The organism is Acinetobacter sp. ABJ_C5_2, from assembly GCF_044538485.1.
GTDB classification, from domain to species: domain Bacteria; phylum Pseudomonadota; class Gammaproteobacteria; order Pseudomonadales; family Moraxellaceae; genus Acinetobacter; species Acinetobacter nosocomialis_A.
The window spans coordinates 1-16,202 of record NZ_JBIUCS010000042.1 but is presented as its reverse complement, the minus strand read 5'-3'; the positions used below and the strand labels follow the sequence as shown (position 1 = coordinate 16,202).

The 16,202-nt window shown below is 36.7% G+C and carries 20 protein-coding genes and 1 pseudogene; 15 read left to right on the top strand and 6 right to left on the bottom strand.

From position 1 onward, the window contains the following. Positions 1-266: 266 nt before the first annotated feature. Genes ACH8JV_RS18415 through ACH8JV_RS18405 form a run of 3 tightly spaced genes read left to right on the top strand, consistent with a single transcriptional unit; the run spans position 267 to position 2,493 of the window. A complete protein-coding gene (locus ACH8JV_RS18415) occupies positions 267-770 on the top strand; it encodes a YfiR family protein (protein ID WP_004711910.1) in 504 nt (167 codons plus the stop codon). 5 nt (positions 771-775) lie between these two features. After that, on the top strand, positions 776-1,999 hold the full coding sequence (locus ACH8JV_RS18410; RefSeq protein WP_311087086.1) for a diguanylate cyclase domain-containing protein: 1,224 nt from the start codon (positions 776-778) through the stop codon (positions 1,997-1,999). A 14-nt stretch (positions 2,000-2,013) separates the two neighbouring features. Next, complete coding sequence (locus ACH8JV_RS18405; protein WP_263614607.1) at positions 2,014-2,493, top strand: OmpA family protein; 480 nt, start codon at positions 2,014-2,016, stop codon at positions 2,491-2,493. 47 nt (positions 2,494-2,540) lie between these two features. On the opposite strand, the gene ACH8JV_RS18400 is transcribed toward ACH8JV_RS18405, so the two are convergent. Then, positions 2,541-3,551, bottom strand: coding sequence for a metallophosphoesterase (locus ACH8JV_RS18400; protein WP_396522997.1), 1,011 nt, complete (start codon positions 3,549-3,551; stop codon positions 2,541-2,543). Positions 3,552-3,657: 106 nt separating this feature from the next. Here ACH8JV_RS18400 and ACH8JV_RS18395 point away from each other — a divergent pair, with 106 nt between their 5' ends. Next, the gene (locus ACH8JV_RS18395) at positions 3,658-5,283 is read left to right on the top strand and encodes a phospholipase D family protein (protein ID WP_396522995.1); all 1,626 of its coding nucleotides are present in this window, start codon (positions 3,658-3,660) and stop codon (positions 5,281-5,283) included. Here ACH8JV_RS18395 and ACH8JV_RS18390 read toward each other — a convergent pair whose 3' ends face one another. Continuing rightward, complete coding sequence (locus ACH8JV_RS18390; protein WP_263614610.1) at positions 5,284-6,093, bottom strand: lysophospholipid acyltransferase family protein; 810 nt, start codon at positions 6,091-6,093, stop codon at positions 5,284-5,286. Positions 6,094-6,296: 203 nt separating this feature from the next. Here ACH8JV_RS18390 and hflX point away from each other — a divergent pair, with 203 nt between their 5' ends. From hflX to ACH8JV_RS18370, 4 genes are all read left to right on the top strand, one after another. Beyond that, entirely contained in the window at positions 6,297-7,631 is a 1,335-nt protein-coding gene (gene hflX / locus ACH8JV_RS18385) for a ribosome rescue GTPase HflX (protein WP_396522993.1), read from the top strand. Positions 7,632-7,673: 42 nt separating this feature from the next. After that, a complete protein-coding gene (locus ACH8JV_RS18380; RefSeq protein ID WP_002048719.1) occupies positions 7,674-8,045 on the top strand; it encodes a hypothetical protein in 372 nt (123 codons plus the stop codon). 10 nt (positions 8,046-8,055) lie between these two features. Continuing rightward, the gene (locus ACH8JV_RS18375; protein WP_263614613.1) at positions 8,056-8,730 is read left to right on the top strand and encodes an LrgB family protein; all 675 of its coding nucleotides are present in this window, start codon (positions 8,056-8,058) and stop codon (positions 8,728-8,730) included. A gap of 83 nt (positions 8,731-8,813) precedes the next feature. Then, on the top strand, positions 8,814-9,257 hold the full coding sequence (locus ACH8JV_RS18370; RefSeq protein ID WP_004704121.1) for a DUF2147 domain-containing protein: 444 nt from the start codon (positions 8,814-8,816) through the stop codon (positions 9,255-9,257). A gap of 42 nt (positions 9,258-9,299) precedes the next feature. Here ACH8JV_RS18370 and ACH8JV_RS18365 read toward each other — a convergent pair whose 3' ends face one another. The 4 genes from ACH8JV_RS18365 to ACH8JV_RS18350 are packed head-to-tail and all read right to left on the bottom strand — an operon-like array spanning position 9,300 to position 12,313. Then, positions 9,300-10,139 (bottom strand): symmetrical bis(5'-nucleosyl)-tetraphosphatase, encoded by an 840-nt coding sequence (locus ACH8JV_RS18365; protein ID WP_396522991.1) that lies wholly within the window; start codon positions 10,137-10,139, stop codon positions 9,300-9,302. Further along, the gene (gene rsmA / locus ACH8JV_RS18360; protein ID WP_263614615.1) at positions 10,140-10,952 is read right to left on the bottom strand and encodes a 16S rRNA (adenine(1518)-N(6)/adenine(1519)-N(6))-dimethyltransferase RsmA; all 813 of its coding nucleotides are present in this window, start codon (positions 10,950-10,952) and stop codon (positions 10,140-10,142) included. It abuts the gene before it with no gap. A gap of 23 nt (positions 10,953-10,975) precedes the next feature. Continuing rightward, positions 10,976-11,947 (bottom strand): 4-hydroxythreonine-4-phosphate dehydrogenase PdxA, encoded by a 972-nt coding sequence (gene pdxA, locus ACH8JV_RS18355; protein ID WP_396522989.1) that lies wholly within the window; start codon positions 11,945-11,947, stop codon positions 10,976-10,978. Between the two features lie 12 nt (positions 11,948-11,959). Then, the gene (locus tag ACH8JV_RS18350) at positions 11,960-12,313 is read right to left on the bottom strand and encodes a hypothetical protein (protein ID WP_396522987.1); all 354 of its coding nucleotides are present in this window, start codon (positions 12,311-12,313) and stop codon (positions 11,960-11,962) included. Between the two features lie 226 nt (positions 12,314-12,539). Between ACH8JV_RS18350 and rplM the strand changes: the two genes are divergently transcribed. From rplM to ACH8JV_RS18315, 7 genes and pseudogenes are all read left to right on the top strand, one after another. Next, positions 12,540-12,968, top strand: a complete 429-nt coding sequence (gene rplM, locus ACH8JV_RS18345) for a 50S ribosomal protein L13 (RefSeq protein WP_002048731.1) — start codon at positions 12,540-12,542, stop codon at positions 12,966-12,968. 12 nt (positions 12,969-12,980) lie between these two features. Further along, positions 12,981-13,367: a 30S ribosomal protein S9 gene (gene rpsI, locus ACH8JV_RS18340; protein ID WP_002048725.1), complete on the top strand. Its 387-nt coding sequence runs from the start codon at positions 12,981-12,983 to the stop codon at positions 13,365-13,367. A gap of 170 nt (positions 13,368-13,537) precedes the next feature. Then, positions 13,538-14,191, top strand: a complete 654-nt coding sequence (locus ACH8JV_RS18335) for a glutathione S-transferase N-terminal domain-containing protein (RefSeq protein WP_263614618.1) — start codon at positions 13,538-13,540, stop codon at positions 14,189-14,191. Positions 14,192-14,197: 6 nt separating this feature from the next. Then, positions 14,198-14,626, top strand: a complete 429-nt coding sequence (locus ACH8JV_RS18330) for a ClpXP protease specificity-enhancing factor (protein ID WP_396522985.1) — start codon at positions 14,198-14,200, stop codon at positions 14,624-14,626. 17 nt (positions 14,627-14,643) lie between these two features. Then, positions 14,644-15,300, top strand: coding sequence for a hypothetical protein (locus tag ACH8JV_RS18325; RefSeq protein ID WP_134263610.1), 657 nt, complete (start codon positions 14,644-14,646; stop codon positions 15,298-15,300). 340 nt (positions 15,301-15,640) lie between these two features. After that, complete coding sequence (locus ACH8JV_RS18320; RefSeq protein ID WP_045437845.1) at positions 15,641-16,000, top strand: hypothetical protein; 360 nt, start codon at positions 15,641-15,643, stop codon at positions 15,998-16,000. Between the two features lie 84 nt (positions 16,001-16,084). After that, positions 16,085-16,202, top strand: a pseudogene (locus tag ACH8JV_RS18315) (hypothetical protein); the annotation flags it as partial.

The window sequence follows — 16,202 nt, the reverse complement described above, 5'->3', positions numbered from 1 at the left end:
CCAACTTAACATCAAATTCATTACTCAAAGCAACCAACTCAATTCTAAGTAACTGTTTTTCAACAAGTTTCTATCTGCATCACCGCCGATGGATGTGCATTATAGACCATTAAGATCCAGTTGCAAGCCCTTTCTCATATTTTATCATTCAACCGGTCAATTTTTAGGCTTTTTGGTGTAAATTAGATGAGATATTAAACTTTTTTTAGTTAATCAACTTCATGTAGAATAGATTATTCGTGCAATTGATTTGGCATTAACTCACCATGTGGCACTCCGCTAAGAAAGTATTATTCTGCATACTTGTAGTGTTTGCTACGAGCGGGCCTGCGTATGCCAATTCAAAACATAACTTCTATGTGCTGACCTTATCTATTTTAAGTTATAGCAAATGGGAGAATGTAAGCACCCCTACTCTTTGTGTAATTGATAATGCTTCAATTACGTCTACTTTTCAGTCTTATATTCAGCAATTATCTTATAACTATCGTGTACAGACAGTTAATGCTAAAGATTTTCCAAAGTCTCATTGCCAAGCTGTTTATTTCTCTACAACTTCCCCTCAACAACAACAAAATTTAATTCAGAATTATCCATATCGTTCTTTGCTTTCTTTAAGTATTAATAATCCAGAATGTGAAGTTGGTAGTATCTTTTGTTTATATGACCAAAATAATTACACAACTTTTAAAGTTAACTTAGATGCATTAAGCCATTCCAAGGTCCATATTGATCCAAGGGTATTACTCTTGGCTAAGAATGCGGAGTAATGGCTATGATATCTAAGTTGTATCAGTCAACTTCTCTACACGCACTTTTTAGAAAATCTCAATTTACTATTTTTGCTATTACTTTTTTTATTTGCTCTTTTACGTTTGTATCAATTTCCGTTTTTACTATGGAAACTTATGCAAAGCAGAATTTGCAGTTACTCAGCCATACACTTCTGGAGCGTATTCAGCCTGCTGTAGTATTTAACGATAAAATTACGATAGAACAGATCTTAAATGAATATACAAATGATCACTCTATCCGCGCGATTCATATTTATGATTCTGAACATCATTTAATTGCGCAAAGTTTTAAGTTATCGAGTCAAACTTCTGTTTTAGAAGGATGGTTTGATCATTGGTTTTTAAATGAGCCTGTACATTTAACGATTTATCATCACCAACAGAATGTAGGTGAGTTAACGCTTTTTGGTAGCTCTGAAAAAATATTGCAATTTTTAAAGATGATTATGGTCGGTCTTGCATTTGCGATGTTATTTATCGTTTGTGCTTTGCTGTGGTCAGTGAATTTGACTTATCGTCAAATTATGCAAGCGATTTATCCACTCACAAATATTGCCCAGATCGTAAGTGAACAGAAAGCTTATAATCTTCGTTTTCCGTATAACCGGATTAAAGAGTTTCAAGATTTAAATACCGTTTTTAATGAGTTACTTGAAGAAATTCAGATTTGGGATAATCAGCTACAAAAGGAAAATCGTAAATTATCGTTTCAAGCTCATCATGACCAACTCACCCTTTTACCGAATAGACATTATTTTTATCAAATATTGTTAGATATGTTTGAAGATAAGGATTTTGACAACAAGTCGGCCCTATTATTCATAGATAACAATAACTTCAAATCAATTAACGATCAGTTCGGTCATTTAGCTGGTGATGAAGTCTTAAAAGAGATGGCAAAAAGATTACAAACACGTTTACGACATCAAGATTTTATTGCCCGTCTAGGTGGCGATGAATTTGCGGTCATTTTGCATTCCATTACGCATGCTGATCATTTAATATCTATTGCTGAAAATTTACTCGAAAGCTGTAAAGAACCTTTGCATCTAAATGATCAAACGATTTATTTCAGTTTTAGTGTAGGGATTGCTTTATCCCAATTTGCGTCTAGTCCAGAAGATTTCATTATGCAAGCAGATCAAGCGATGTATAAGGCTAAGACTTCTGAGCAACATTGGTTTATTTATAAACCAGAGAATTAAATTTAGGCTAATCTATGAATACAAGATCTTTAAAACTCTCCTTTATTGCATTGCTGTGCATTGCTCTTGCAGGCTGCTTGAGTTTTGGTCCTTTGAAATACCGCCAAGTAAAAATGCTAAAAAAAGAGGGGTTTGTTCTGACTAATGAAGGCTGGACTCTAGGTTTACCAGAACGCTTATTATTTGATTTTAATGATGCAACATTAAAACAAAGTCATGAAGCAGAGCTAGTACGCTTAGCAAATCAATTAAATAAATATGATTTGAATAAATTAAAAATTGTTGGTCATACTGACGATGTAGGTAATCCTGAGTACAACCAGAAGTTATCAGAAGAACGCGCGCAAAGTGTTGCAGACCTCTTCTTGACTCGTGGATTTAAAAAGGAAAATATTTACGTTATTGGGCGCGGTTCAACTCAACCATATGTACCAAATACAACTAATGAAAATCGAGCAATCAACCGTCGTGTTGCAATCGTCATTATTCCTTAATTTTCTAATTATAAAAAAGCCAATCTTTATGATTGGCTTTTTTTATTTTATACAAGTTCAATAATATCAATGGTCGGTGGTACACGAAATCTTAGGGGGATACCAACCATACCGGTTCCAACAGTAACAAATACGTCTGCATGTTCATGCGAATAAAAGCCACGTTTATGACCTAAAATTGATACCTTTTTCATAATATAGTTGGTCACCCAAGGAAGCTCGACCTGTCCCCCATGAGTATGCCCTGATAACATTAAAGGGCGATTAGGTAGTTTGGGAACCATATCTACAGTATCGGGGTTATGGGACAGAATTAACCACGGTTTATCTTGAGGTAAGTCTGGCATTGAACGCATATCTGTTTTGCCAGCCCATAGATCACCAATACCAATTAAACGGAACTCATCAAACTCAACAATTTTCCCTTCAATGTCCATCACTTCATTGTAGTGGAGTGCATCTTTTAATAGTTGTTGGATAGGAGGCCCAGGATATTGCTCATCGTGGTTTCCAGGAACCGAATAGACTGGAGCTTGAATATCTTTGAGTACAGCCAATTCTTGAACTAACTTATCTTCCGGTTCATAAGTCCAGTCTCCTGCTACAACCACCAAGTCTGGCTGTTGTTCATTGAGTTTTTTTACAATGATTTTAAGTTGGCGTTCGTGCCCAGAAAATAAACCTATATGTAAATCAGCAATTAAAGCAACTTTTACAGGCTTATTAAAACGGCGATCTGGATTTAAACGATATTGATGAATATCAACACGTACCATATGCGGTTCTATAAAACGTGCATAAATGAGAATACCACTTAATAAGAAGATAAAAATGGTTTGATGAATGGAGTAATATCCCACCCAACCTGCATATAAATTAAAGAACCAAAGTGGAATAAGAAGATAAGATAGATAAAAGGCAAGTAAGTGAACAAAAGCTTTAAACGGATGAATCGTTTCGGTACGTGATTGATGAACCCAAGCTTCAACAACCCCCCATAAGGCAAGTATTGAAAAAATAAAGTAAAAACAAAAAATGATTGAATTTGGGTTCCACATTACGACTCTCGACTTATTTTATATTGATTGCTAGTAATCAAATTCAATATTTATCTTTCAATATGCACGAATTATACTCTAGCTCACCTTATCGCATGTATTGATTATGGCACAAACCTTTCATTCCAAACAGCTTCAAACTCATCAACAGGCTAAAGGCTTTTTGATCAAAGCTTCCCTAATTGTCTGTTCAAGTTTTGCTGTGACTTTGACAGGTTGTAGCACCTTACCCAAACATCGTGTTGAACCCGTTCAATACGCGCGTGATATCGATACATCTCAAACTTCGCTTGCGAAAATTATTACGCCATTACGTGAGCAAAACCCCAATTTAACGGGTTATCACGTTTTAAATGACCCTTTGGAGGCTTTGGCAGCTCGTTTGAGACTGATTGATAAGGCCGAAAAGACTTTAGATTTACAGTACTATATTTGGGATAATGACAAAATTGGCGCCTTGGCCTTGCATGCCATTATTCGTGCTGCCGATCGTGGCGTGAAAGTACGTTTATTAATTGACGATAATAATGCTAAAAAGATGGAAGGGGTTTTACTTGCCCTTTCTCAGCATAAAAATATTGAAGTTAAATTATTTAACCCTTACCGTTTTCGCCAATACCGTGCGATGGATATGATTTTAGATTTAAAGCGTATCAATCGTCGTATGCATAATAAAAGTTTTATTGCTGACAATCAGGTTGCGCTGATTGGCGGGCGTAATATGACCAATCAGTATTATAATGTTAGTGATAATTATCAATTTTCTGACGTTGATGTCATGTTAGTCGGTGCGGCTGTTGATGACATCGTAAATTCTTTTGATGATTACTGGAATCATGAATATGCTTATTCGGTGCAGAGTATTGTCAGTGCTCAGTATCACCGTTTACGTTATGAAAGTCTAAAAGAACAACTCGATGCTCACTATCAACAAGCAACTGTTCAAAACTTCCTGGATTTAACTTCTAGATCGCATGCTTTTGATAAATGGCTAGACCATAACATTCAATTTGACTGGGTTAAGGCGGAGGTTGTGAAAGACTCTCCAGATAAAATTAAGTCAAAAGCAAAAAAAGAAGAGCATTTAAATTTCCAATTAATTAATCATTTGGAAAAGCCAGAAAGTAATGTTGATTTGATTTCTGCTTATTTTATTCCGGAAAAGCAAGGCGCTAAAATTTTAAGTTCACTTGCCAAAGAAGGTGTAGAAGTACGAGTTTTAACAAATTCATTTAAAGCCAATGACGTTGCGGTGGTTCATGCATTTTATGGTCGATACCGAAAAGAACTTTTGAAAAACGGTGTACAACTCTATGAGTTTTTACCGACTCCAGATAAACGTAATCTAAATAAAAATACGGATGAGTTAGCGACTAAAGCAAAAGTAAATATGAAAGGTTTAAGCCGCTCAAGTTTACACACCAAGCTCATGGCTTTAGATGAACAGGTTTTTATTGGATCATTCAACTTTGACCCACGTTCAGCCTATTTAAATACTGAAATTGGTGTAATTTTAGATAGTCCAGCACTCGCTAAAACAATTCACCATACGATGGATGAAAATTTAAATAAGTATGCTTATAAGTTAAAACTCGACTCGAATAATAATATTTATTGGCAACAAGAAACGTCAAACGGCCCTGTAATTTATAAAAAAGAACCAGAGATGAAATGGTGGCAAAAGGCAGGCATGAAGTTTCTTTCATGGCTACCTCTTGAAGGATTTATGTAATTAACTTTTTGGCTTAAGTACTTTTTGATGTAATTGAGCCAAACCTTCTACCATTTTTTGTTGAACTTCTTGAGTTAGACTTTTTACATCGTGCCCTTCTACCGAGATAGGAGGCAATGTTAATAAATGAGCTGTTACTTTCGGCATTTCTAGCACACGCTGAATATGCTCAACAAACGACATCTCACCAATAAATGGTGCAACTGTATCTAATTCGCCATGACGGTTTACATAACAGATTAAACATACCTGTACTGGACGCTTTGCTTCAATAGCAGCTCCAAGTAAACGGCCATGAACTTTCTTAACAGAATGACCATCTGTAGTAGTCGCTTCAGGGAAGAATAAAACTGGAATATTTTGTTTTAAAAATTCGGTAATTTGCTCTCGAATTTTAATAGAGTCACCAGACCCACGCTTAATAAATAAGGTACCACCGCCTTTTGCTAAGTTCCCAAGAATAGGCCAATTTTCTATTTCCGCTTTAGCCAAAAAGAAAACACGTGCGCCTGAACCTAAAACTGCAATATCGAGCCAAGAAATATGATTACTCACCCATAAAGCTGGTTCTCTAGGGATAGTGCCATGCACTTGAACTTCAAGGTTAAAAACTTGACATAAACGGCGGCAGAAATATTGGACATATCGAGTGTTAACAGGGTTATTTGGATCTTTATAAAGTCTATGACGATAAACTAAGTAAAAACCTTCACTGATTGCCGCTGTCGCTGAAGTAACTTTTTTTCCGTATAAACCTATTTTTGAAAATTTCTTTAACGTTGAATTCACTATACTTTGCGTTTGAGTCATAAAATTTCACTAACGATCAATCATTGTTATACCCATCTTGAGCCATTCTATACGTTTCGGAATAAACTTGCATCGCTATGGGATAGAAGCAAATAAAAAATAAAATGCATGTAGATAATCTAAAGGATAAGAGTAAACCCTTTCCCCTTTTACTCAAGTTTCCTCTAGAATAAAGTTTTACCCTTTTCAGGATTTATAGCCACGTGGAATTTGTTGATCGGCATCAAGGCGGTGAACGCACAATATTGGTGAGTGTGTCTGTACAATTATTAGATGATCTGGATGCCGAAGAGTTTGCTCTACTTGCACAGTCTGCTGGTGCGGATATTCTTGAGCACGTTAAAGTGCAACGTAATAAGCCAAATCCTAAATTTTTTATTGGTTCAGGTAAAGTCGATGAAATAGCAGAGAAAGTCCAAGAATTAGAAGCTGGACTGGTTATTTTTGACCATGCGTTATCACCCGCTCAAGAACGTAATTTGGAAAAAATATTAAAATGTCGGGTCATTGACCGTACTGGTTTAATTTTAGATATTTTTGCGTTACGTGCCCGCACCCATGAAGGTAAATTACAAGTTGAACTTGCTCAGCTTAAACATTTATCAACTCGCTTGATTCGTGGTTGGTCTGCTGACTTTGAACAACAAAAAGGTGGTATTGGCTTACGAGGTCCCGGTGAAACACAACTCGAAACAGACCGTCGTCTCATTCGTGTGCGAATTACACAGTTAAAAGATAAGTTAGATAAAGTTCATCAAACTCGTATACAAGGACGAGCAGCAAGACAAAAAGCTTCGATCCCCACCGTATCTTTAGTTGGTTATACCAACGCGGGCAAATCTACTTTATTTAATATTTTGGCAAAAAGTGATGTGTATGCAGCCGATCAACTATTTGCAACACTTGACCCAACCTTACGTCGTTTAGAATGGGATGGTATTGGTACTGTAGTGCTCGCAGACACCGTAGGGTTCGTACGAAACCTACAACATGACTTAGTTGAGTCATTTAAAGCAACGTTAGAAGAAACGCTTGAAGCCACACTACTCTTACATGTGATTGATAGCAGTAGCCATGACATGCTTGATCAGATTGAAGCTGTTGAAGGGGTATTGAAGGAAATTGGAGCCGATGCCCCTGTTCTTCGGGTTTACAACAAAATCGATTTAAGTGGTGAAGAGGCTAAAATTATTTATTCAGAACCTCATGTTCCTGATCGCGTTTATGTATCTGCACATTCAGGTTTAGGTTTAGATTTGCTACGTCAAGCAGTACAAGAATGTTTAATGGGACAACTTCAACAATTCTCATTAATACTAAAACCTGCTTATGGCAAATTGCGTACCCAGCTTTATGCCTTAAATGTTATCGAATCTGAACATTATGATGATGAAGGGCTATTACATATTGATATACGAATTGCGCCACATAAGCTTGAGCAGTTAATTCGTCAAGCCAAATTACCTATCGACGAGATATTAGGTGAACGAGCGAGTCAGTTTAAACGACCACTGGAAGAGTTTGAAATCAAGCACTAGATCAGTTAAAACTTGATAAGTACACTTTTAGAGATAAAAAATATGGATAAGATCAAAAGTATAGATTGGGCAGCATGGGTAGGAACTTTTCTACTTATTATCGGTTTTCGTGAAGGCTCAGTCGTCGTTATGCGTGCTTTTGGTCATCCAGAATTAGGAAACTTAGTGGGCTTAATTAGTTTGCTCATCATTTTACTCATTTGGCGTAAATTTAAAAAAATCCCATTAAGACTCGTCGACACCAACAATAAAATTATGAAAGAAAGTGGTTTTGCTTTTTTACCCATTTGTGCAGGCTCGTTAATTATGCTGGTGCATATGGGCAAAGAAATTCCTTTATTTCTCTTTGTACTAGTGGTGAGCACCCTTATCCCTCTGTGGGTCTATGCAAAAATGGCAAAACATTGGTTATAAGGAGAATAAAATGTTTATGATTTTATATGGATTTTTGATCACTCTAGTTGGCTATCTTTGTGCAAAACCTTTAAACCGCCGTTTCCCTCAAGTACCTCTCTTAGTTTTCGGTATGTTCATTGTGATTGGTTTATTATCAATCTTGAAAGTTCCTTATGAAGAATACCGACTTTACGTAAACGATTTATTCAGCCACCTATTAGGATATGTCACCGTTGCTTTAGCGATACCGTTGGCTGCAATGCGTTATGACGACTTACCTCTTAAATCGGTGATTGGGATTTTACTTTTTGCAAGTATTAGCGCTGTTGCTTTACCTATGGGCCTCGCTTACTTGTTACATATGTCTGAGCCTACTATTTTGGCTTTTGCGACACGCGCAGTAACTACGCCTATTGCTTTAAATATCGCGACTTTATTACATGCCCCAGAAACATTGGTCACTCTAATTGTGATTTTATCTGGAGTTATTGGTGCAGCCTTTTCACCATTTTTACTTAAACATATTCATGATGAAAGAGCATCAGGTTTAGCTCTAGGCTTAGCTGCGCATGCGATCGGAACTGCTCAAGCTTGGCAACGTGGTCCCGTTGCGGGTCGTTATGCTGCATTTGGTATGGCTTTAAATGGCGTATTTACAGCCATATGGTTACCCACATTCATGCTATCTTTTGGAATACATTGATTAAAAAGTAGTTCAAATAAACATTGAACCAGTTAACAATTCGAAATAAGATGATCTTTTCAAATCTAAAAGGATTTTTGATTATGGGGAAATTTTTTGTTGGAGCGTTGCTCTTATTGGGGATAAATTCAGCTACTTTTGCGGCTGATATTACTGGTATGTGGCAAACGATTGACGATAAAACTGGTACGCCTAAGGCTCATGTAGAAATACGAAAAGAGGCAAATGGTACTTATTCAGGAAAAGTTGTAAAAATTACACCGCGTCCAGGTTATACACCAAAAGAAATTTGTGATAACTGCCCAGCGCCTTATACCAATAAGCATATTGTAGGTTTAGATATCGCGACTGGTTTAAAACAAGTGGATAGTACAACCTATACTGGTGGGAAAATTCTAGACCCAAATACTGGCAAAGTTTACGGATTAAAAGCCAAACTCAGTGCAAATGGTAACCGTCTACACATGCGTGGTTATCTTGGAGTTTCAGCTTTAGGCCGCAATCAAATCTGGATTCGCCTAGAATAAATCTTAAAAAAGAAAAAAAGCCGCTGATGCGGCTTTTTTTTATTACATGACAGGATTAACTACTGAAAAACTTTGCTGGTCTTCAAGACGATAAGTAATTAAGTTTTTACCCCACACACAGCCACCATCTACGTTCTGAATATGTTCACTAATTGTTCTGCCTTCTAGAGCAGCCCAATGACCAAAGAATACTTGATGTGTTTGTGCAGCTTTACTAGGAAATTCAAACCAAGGTAAATAACCTTCTGGCATAGGTGCATCTAAAGTATCTTTAAAACTAAATTCCAAAGTACCTTCTGCATTAGTTAAACGCATGCGTGTTAAATAATTGGTAATACAGCGTAGGCGGTCATTACCAGTTAAGTCATCTGTCCAAAGATCTGGTTTTGAACCATACATTTCAGCTAAAAAAGCATCTAATACAGACAGATCATCATGTGCTAATACAGCTTCAACTTCTTTTGCTAAAGCAGCCGTTTTTTTTGCATCCCAAATACAAGGTATACCAGCATGTGTTAGCACAGTTTGTTCATTTGGAAATAAACATAATGGCTGTTTACGTAACCAGTCGATGAGTTCATCACCATCCACAGCATCAATAACATCCTGTGTACGATCTTTCTCTTTAATTTCTTTAAGACCGCGAGCACAAGCAACCAGTGTTAAATCATGATTACCCAAGACGGTTGCAGCTGCGCCACGATCGGCTAGTTTTTTTATAAAACGAAGTGCACCTACAGAGTTTTCTCCACGTGCAACCAAATCACCAGCAAACCAAATAAAATCTTGATCAGGATCAAAACGTATTTCTTTTAAGAGTGCTTTGAGGGCTTCAAAACAACCTTGAACGTCACCAATGATATAGTTATAACGCTTGGTCATTTATGCCACCATTTGATCTGCTAAAGCTACAAACTCAGCAAGCGTCAAAGTTTCTGGGCGGGCCATTGGGTCGACTCCTGCTTTCTCGAAACCGTCATCTGCCAACATACCTTTAAGACTGTTTCTTAGCGTTTTACGACGTTGCGTAAATACGTGTGCAACCAAACGAGCTAAAGCTTTTTCATCTTTCGCGACAATAGGTTTTTGTTCATAAGGAACTAAACGGAATACAGCACTCGTTACTTTTGGTGGTGGATTAAATGCGCCTGCAGGAACTTCAAATAAAAATGTAGGCTGGCAATAATATTGAATCATTACCGATAAACGACCATATTCTTTTGTATTTGGTTCGGCAGTAATACGTTCCACCACTTCTTTTTGCAACATAAAGTGCATATCTTTAACTTGGCTACCAAACTCCAAGAGATGAAAAAGTAATGGTGTAGAAATGTTATAAGGCAAATTGCCGACAACGCGTAATGGACGACCATCTTTTACAAGTTGGCTAAAATCGTATTTTAATGCATCAGCTTCTACGATAGTTAAACGTTCTGGATGTGGTACACGCTCTGGTAGGCCTGCTGCTAAGTCACGGTCTAACTCAACAACTGTTAAAGCATCACACTCTCCAATTAAAGGAGAAGTTAAAGCAGCCAAGCCTGGACCAATTTCAACAATATTATCGCCTGTACGCGGATTAACAGAGCGTACAATTTTGGCAATGACTCGCTGATCATGTAAGAAGTTTTGACCAAAACGTTTACGAGCTTTATGCCCTTCATCTTTCGGGTTTAGGGCATTAATTTGATACATAGAACATTTCCAACATGAAAAATTTAACTCGCTGCCAACGATAAAGCTAAATCGACAGCGACATTTAAACTTGAGCTTTTTGCCAAACCTGTCCCAGCTAAAGACAGAGCAGTACCATGATCGACCGAAGTACGAATAAACGGTAAGCCCAATGTGATATTAATTGCTTCACCAAAACCTTGTGATTTTAGCACAGGTAAGCCTTGATCATGGTACATGGCAAGAACAGCATCAGCATTTTTAAGATGTTCAGGAGTAAATAAAGTGTCTGCTGGCATACTTAAACTGATTTTAATACCTTGAGAGCGGTAAGTTTCAAGAACCGGATTAATGGTATCAATCTCTTCACGACCTAAGTAACCATCTTCACCCGCATGAGGATTTAAGCCACACACCAAAATCCTTGGATCGGTAATTTTAAACTTAGTTTTTAAGTCATGAAGCAAGATGTCTATTACTTGATACAAGCGTTGTTTGGTAATTGCATCTGCTACATCTCTTAAAGGTAAATGTGTAGTCGCTAAAGCAACCCGCAAGGTTTTAGTTGCCAGCATCATGACAACGCGTTCTACACCTGCGAACTCTTGGTAATATTCAGTATGACCACTAAATAAAATACCTGCATCATTAATGACCGATTTTTGCACAGGCGCAGTGGCTACCCCTACACTTTTACCAGACATCGCATAATCAGCTGAACGACGTAGTTGTTCTAATACATAAGCTGCATTAGCTGGGTTTAATTGACCATCGATGACTTCTGTTTTTAATGCTACGTGCTCTATATAAAGCTCGCCTTGCAAACATGATTCAGTTTGCCCTTTATACTCTAAAAACTTGATATCCAAGCCAAGCTTTTGAGCACGTTGTTGCAATAAATTTCGGTCAGCCAAAACAACAACCGGACGCTCATCAACGCGTTCCGCCAGACTTAAACAAATATCTGGACCAATACCAGCAGGCTCACCGGAAGTGATATATAAGGGATGACTCATATTCAACTCAATTTATATATTATGGATTCGATGATTGAGACTGAATCTAGCCTCTAACCAACCAAAAGTATGAGCAATTTCAGATACAATTATGGCTACTAAACTCAATAATGTCACAATCATTAACCATTTACCCCACAGCCAATTGATTCGCAATGAATTTTCTTGCTTAATAAAGCAAAATCCTATTCCCCCCAATAGATATAATAGATATGGTAATGGAGTAGCATGCATATAAAGACTAATCAAAGCCACACCAACCAAACCACTAAAACCATAATAAAGACAAAATCCATTGAAAAGAATAAGATGCAAGCAAAGTAATATTGCCATCCATCCTATAAAAAATTGTATAATTTTGGACACATCCTTTCTCCCCCTTTTTTTCAGGTCAGTTTCAACATAGCACATTAGAAAAACGTGGTTTTTAATTTTAAATTAAATCCCCCCATTAAAAATATAGACCGCTTATTGACCAAGAAAACTTACATCAAATTATTCTTGTGATTTTAGGTGATCTCGTTTAGAATTTCGGCTCCTTTTGTTTGGACAGATTCCATAGTCCAAACCAACTATAATAGGTAGTGGTTTAATGAAAACTCTCAGCGCTAAGCCAGCTGAAGTTCAACATGACTGGTATGTTGTTGATGCTTCTGGCAAAACTTTAGGTCGCCTTGCGACTGAAATCGCTCGTCGTTTACGCGGTAAGCATAAAACTTCTTATACTCCTCACGTTGACACTGGCGATTACATCGTTGTGATTAATGCTGAACAAATTCAAGTGACTGGTAATAAATCACTTGATAAGAAATATTATCGCCATACTGGTTTCCCTGGTGGTATCCGTGAGACTAACTTCGAGAAGTTAATTGCTCACAAACCTGAAGCTGTTCTTGAAAAAGCGGTTAAAGGCATGTTACCAAAAGGTCCTCTTGGTTATGCAATGATCAAAAAAATGAAAGTGTACGCTGGTACTGAGCATCCTCATGCTGCTCAACAGCCACAAGTTTTGGACATCTAAGGGATACAGCACATGGCTACTAATTATGGTACAGGTCGCCGTAAGACCGCAACTGCACGTGTTTTCTTGTCAGCTGGTACAGGTAAACTCGTTATTAACAACCGTACTTTAGAGCAATATTTCGGTCGTGAAACTGCTCGTATGGTTGTTCGTCAACCTTTAGAACTTTTAGAAGTTACTGAAAAGTTTGACCTTTACATCACTGTTAAAGGTGGTGGTATCGGTGGTCAAGCTGGCGCGATCCGTCACGGTATTACTCGTGCGCTTATCGCTGCTGACGAAACTTTAAAACCTGTTCTACGTCAAGCTGGTTTCGTTACTCGTGATGCTCGTGAAGTTGAACGTAAGAAACTTGGTTTACGTAAAGCTCGTAAACGTCCTCAATTCTCTAAACGTTAATTCGTTTACCGAATCGGACAAAAAGCCTTGGTTATTCCAAGGCTTTTTTATTGCTTATCCATTTTAAGCATGAGTGAAACAGATAAATATATGAAACTCTATCTTTGCCACCGTGATTTCCACTCGTATTTTTAGTATTCTAACCGATTCACACAACCATACCTTGTGATATGTCGGTCGAAAACACTTCAATTCAGGGAATTACCCTTTACAGCCATGCTGATGATTTCCGTTCTCACTGGATCCGTTTTTTATTGGCAGAAAAGCAAATTAAATATCAATTGATCGTAACAGATCACGAAGATGAGGATTTAGCGAGCCTAAACCCTTATAACCAATTACCAATGCTACTTGAGCAAAACCTGAAATTATTTTCAGCACCGATTATTGCTGAATATCTTGATGACCGATATCGTCAAGGCAAGCTTTACGCTGATGCTCCTATGGCACGTGCTGAACAACGGCAATACATTTGGCGTCTTGAAAATGATTGGTTTAAGTTGGCCGATCATATGCTCAAACATGCAGATACTTTAAATGTAGAACAAAAACAAAAAGCGCAAAAAGAATTACGTGATACCTTAATTTCTCTTACCCCTCTATTTCAGCATTTCCCTTATTTTATGTCTGAAAATTTTTCAATTTTGGATTGTATGCTCGCCCCAATTTTTGTAAGGCTTAATAGCATGGGAATTGATTTACCAAAGCAGCAGTGCCGGCCTATATTTTTGTACTGTAAACGTATCTTTAGCCGTCCTTCTTTTGTTAAATCAATGACGCCCCAAGAGAAAACCCGTTACAATGAACAATTAAATATGGAATAGTGTGATATGTCTGAGCAAACTATTGAGTTAACCCCTACACGTCCTTATCTTGCTCGTGCAATCTATGAATGGATTTGCGACAACCAACTCACACCTTATTTACTTGTTGATGCAACACAGCCACACACTGATGTACCACAACAATTTGTCAAAGATGGCCAAATTGTTTTAAACATTGTGCCGCATGCTGTACATCAACTACTTATTAGCAATGATGCAATCACTTTCTCAGCACGTTTTGGTGGCGTTTCAAAAGATATTTACGTCCCAATCCAAGCTGTTTTGGGTATATATGCACGCGAGAATGGACAAGGTTTATTCTTTGACCCAGAAGAATATGCGAATGTAGCGCCTGTAGAAGATACGCTAGAACCTGAAACACAAGAAACAACTGAACCAACTAAGAAAAAGCCAACATTAAGAATTTTAGATTAATTTTAGAGGAATAAAGTATGGCATTTGATTTAGTCCAATACTTTGCTGAGCAAATAAAAATTCAAAAGCCTCAGCTTTTAAATCAATACCCAGCCCATGAAAAAAATAAGCTGATTGATGAAGTGAATGTGCTCACACTTGGAAAGTTAATCAGCTTATGGCGTCAAGATGACAATAAAATTTATAATGAAATCAAAACTGCCGATCCATTATATATTCAAGAAGTAGCACGCCATTTAACGACTTCTAAGCACAATGAGTCGATTTTAAAGAATGCTGAACTTGAACAGAGTATTTCAGAAATTTTGGCCTTACAGCTAACTGAGCTTAATCAACTTGATGAAACTGGTGGCTTCGGACAAAATGGCTTAAAAGAATTAATTTTAGGACAAGTGGAACATCTATCAGGTCAGGCTGATGATTGGGTTTGGTCAACAAACCATCTAACAGAGTTAATTGGTTCTAAACCTGTTGAACAAGAAGAGCTATCATTGGACGCAACAATGAAGGAGTTCAATCAAATGGTTCATCAAGCTCAACCTCATCATGAAGATTTACATGCTGAAGAACAATCTATCGAAACTTTTATTCCTGCATGGTCGAAAGTTATCGCACCTCTTGTAGCTTTAGCAATTTTGGGCTACCTCTATTGTTTTTATACGCATCTTGTTTAATTTAATTATAAATATTTAAAAAGAGGAACTCATAGTTCCTCTTTTTCTATTTAAATAAACATAATTTATTAACAAATATTGTTTTAACATTCTATTACAATTATTAAATTTAAAATGAAAAATATATAATGCAAACATGAGCACAGTATTAAAAGTATAATGCATAAATAATCTTATTATATTTTTTATAATATGACATTTTTGGTCACTTATTTCCTTAAACATCAATTTCAATCTTTTCTTTCTTGATTGACTTCAAATTGAGCAGAAATATAATGATTTTTAACTACTTTTAAATAAAAAGTAGTAAATATAATTTTATAATCCTGAGAGATAAAAAATGGCTAAACTTTCTTTAGATAGCTTAACGGAAATTGATGGTTTTATTGCATCTGCACTTGTTGATTCTGAAAGTGGATTATCACTTGCTACACAAGGCGGTGGGGAAATTGATTTAGAACTAGCAGCAGCTGGAAACACGGAAGTCATCCGAGCAAAACGAAATATCGCTAATGCTTTGAAATTAAATGATAATATTGAGGATATTTTAATTACACTAGGTAAGGCTTACCACTTAATTCGTCCTTTAGAAAGTAATAACAATTTATTCCTTTATTTAGTGCTTGATCGTACCAAATCGAATTTAGCCATGGCTCGTCATGAGTTGAAATCATTTGAAAAAGAGCTCGACTTTAGCTAATTGATTTACTGTGTGCTCTTTATTTAATTATGAAGAGCACATAAACAATCATTATATTAATTAATAAAAATTTAAAATGATACTATGGATAGTTATTGCATAAATATTGCAGTTTCCGGTTTAAGCTTAAAAGTTTCAGATGAATTAAAAATCTTAATCCGTGATTTAATATCTAATCAATATGGTATTAACTGGGTTAATA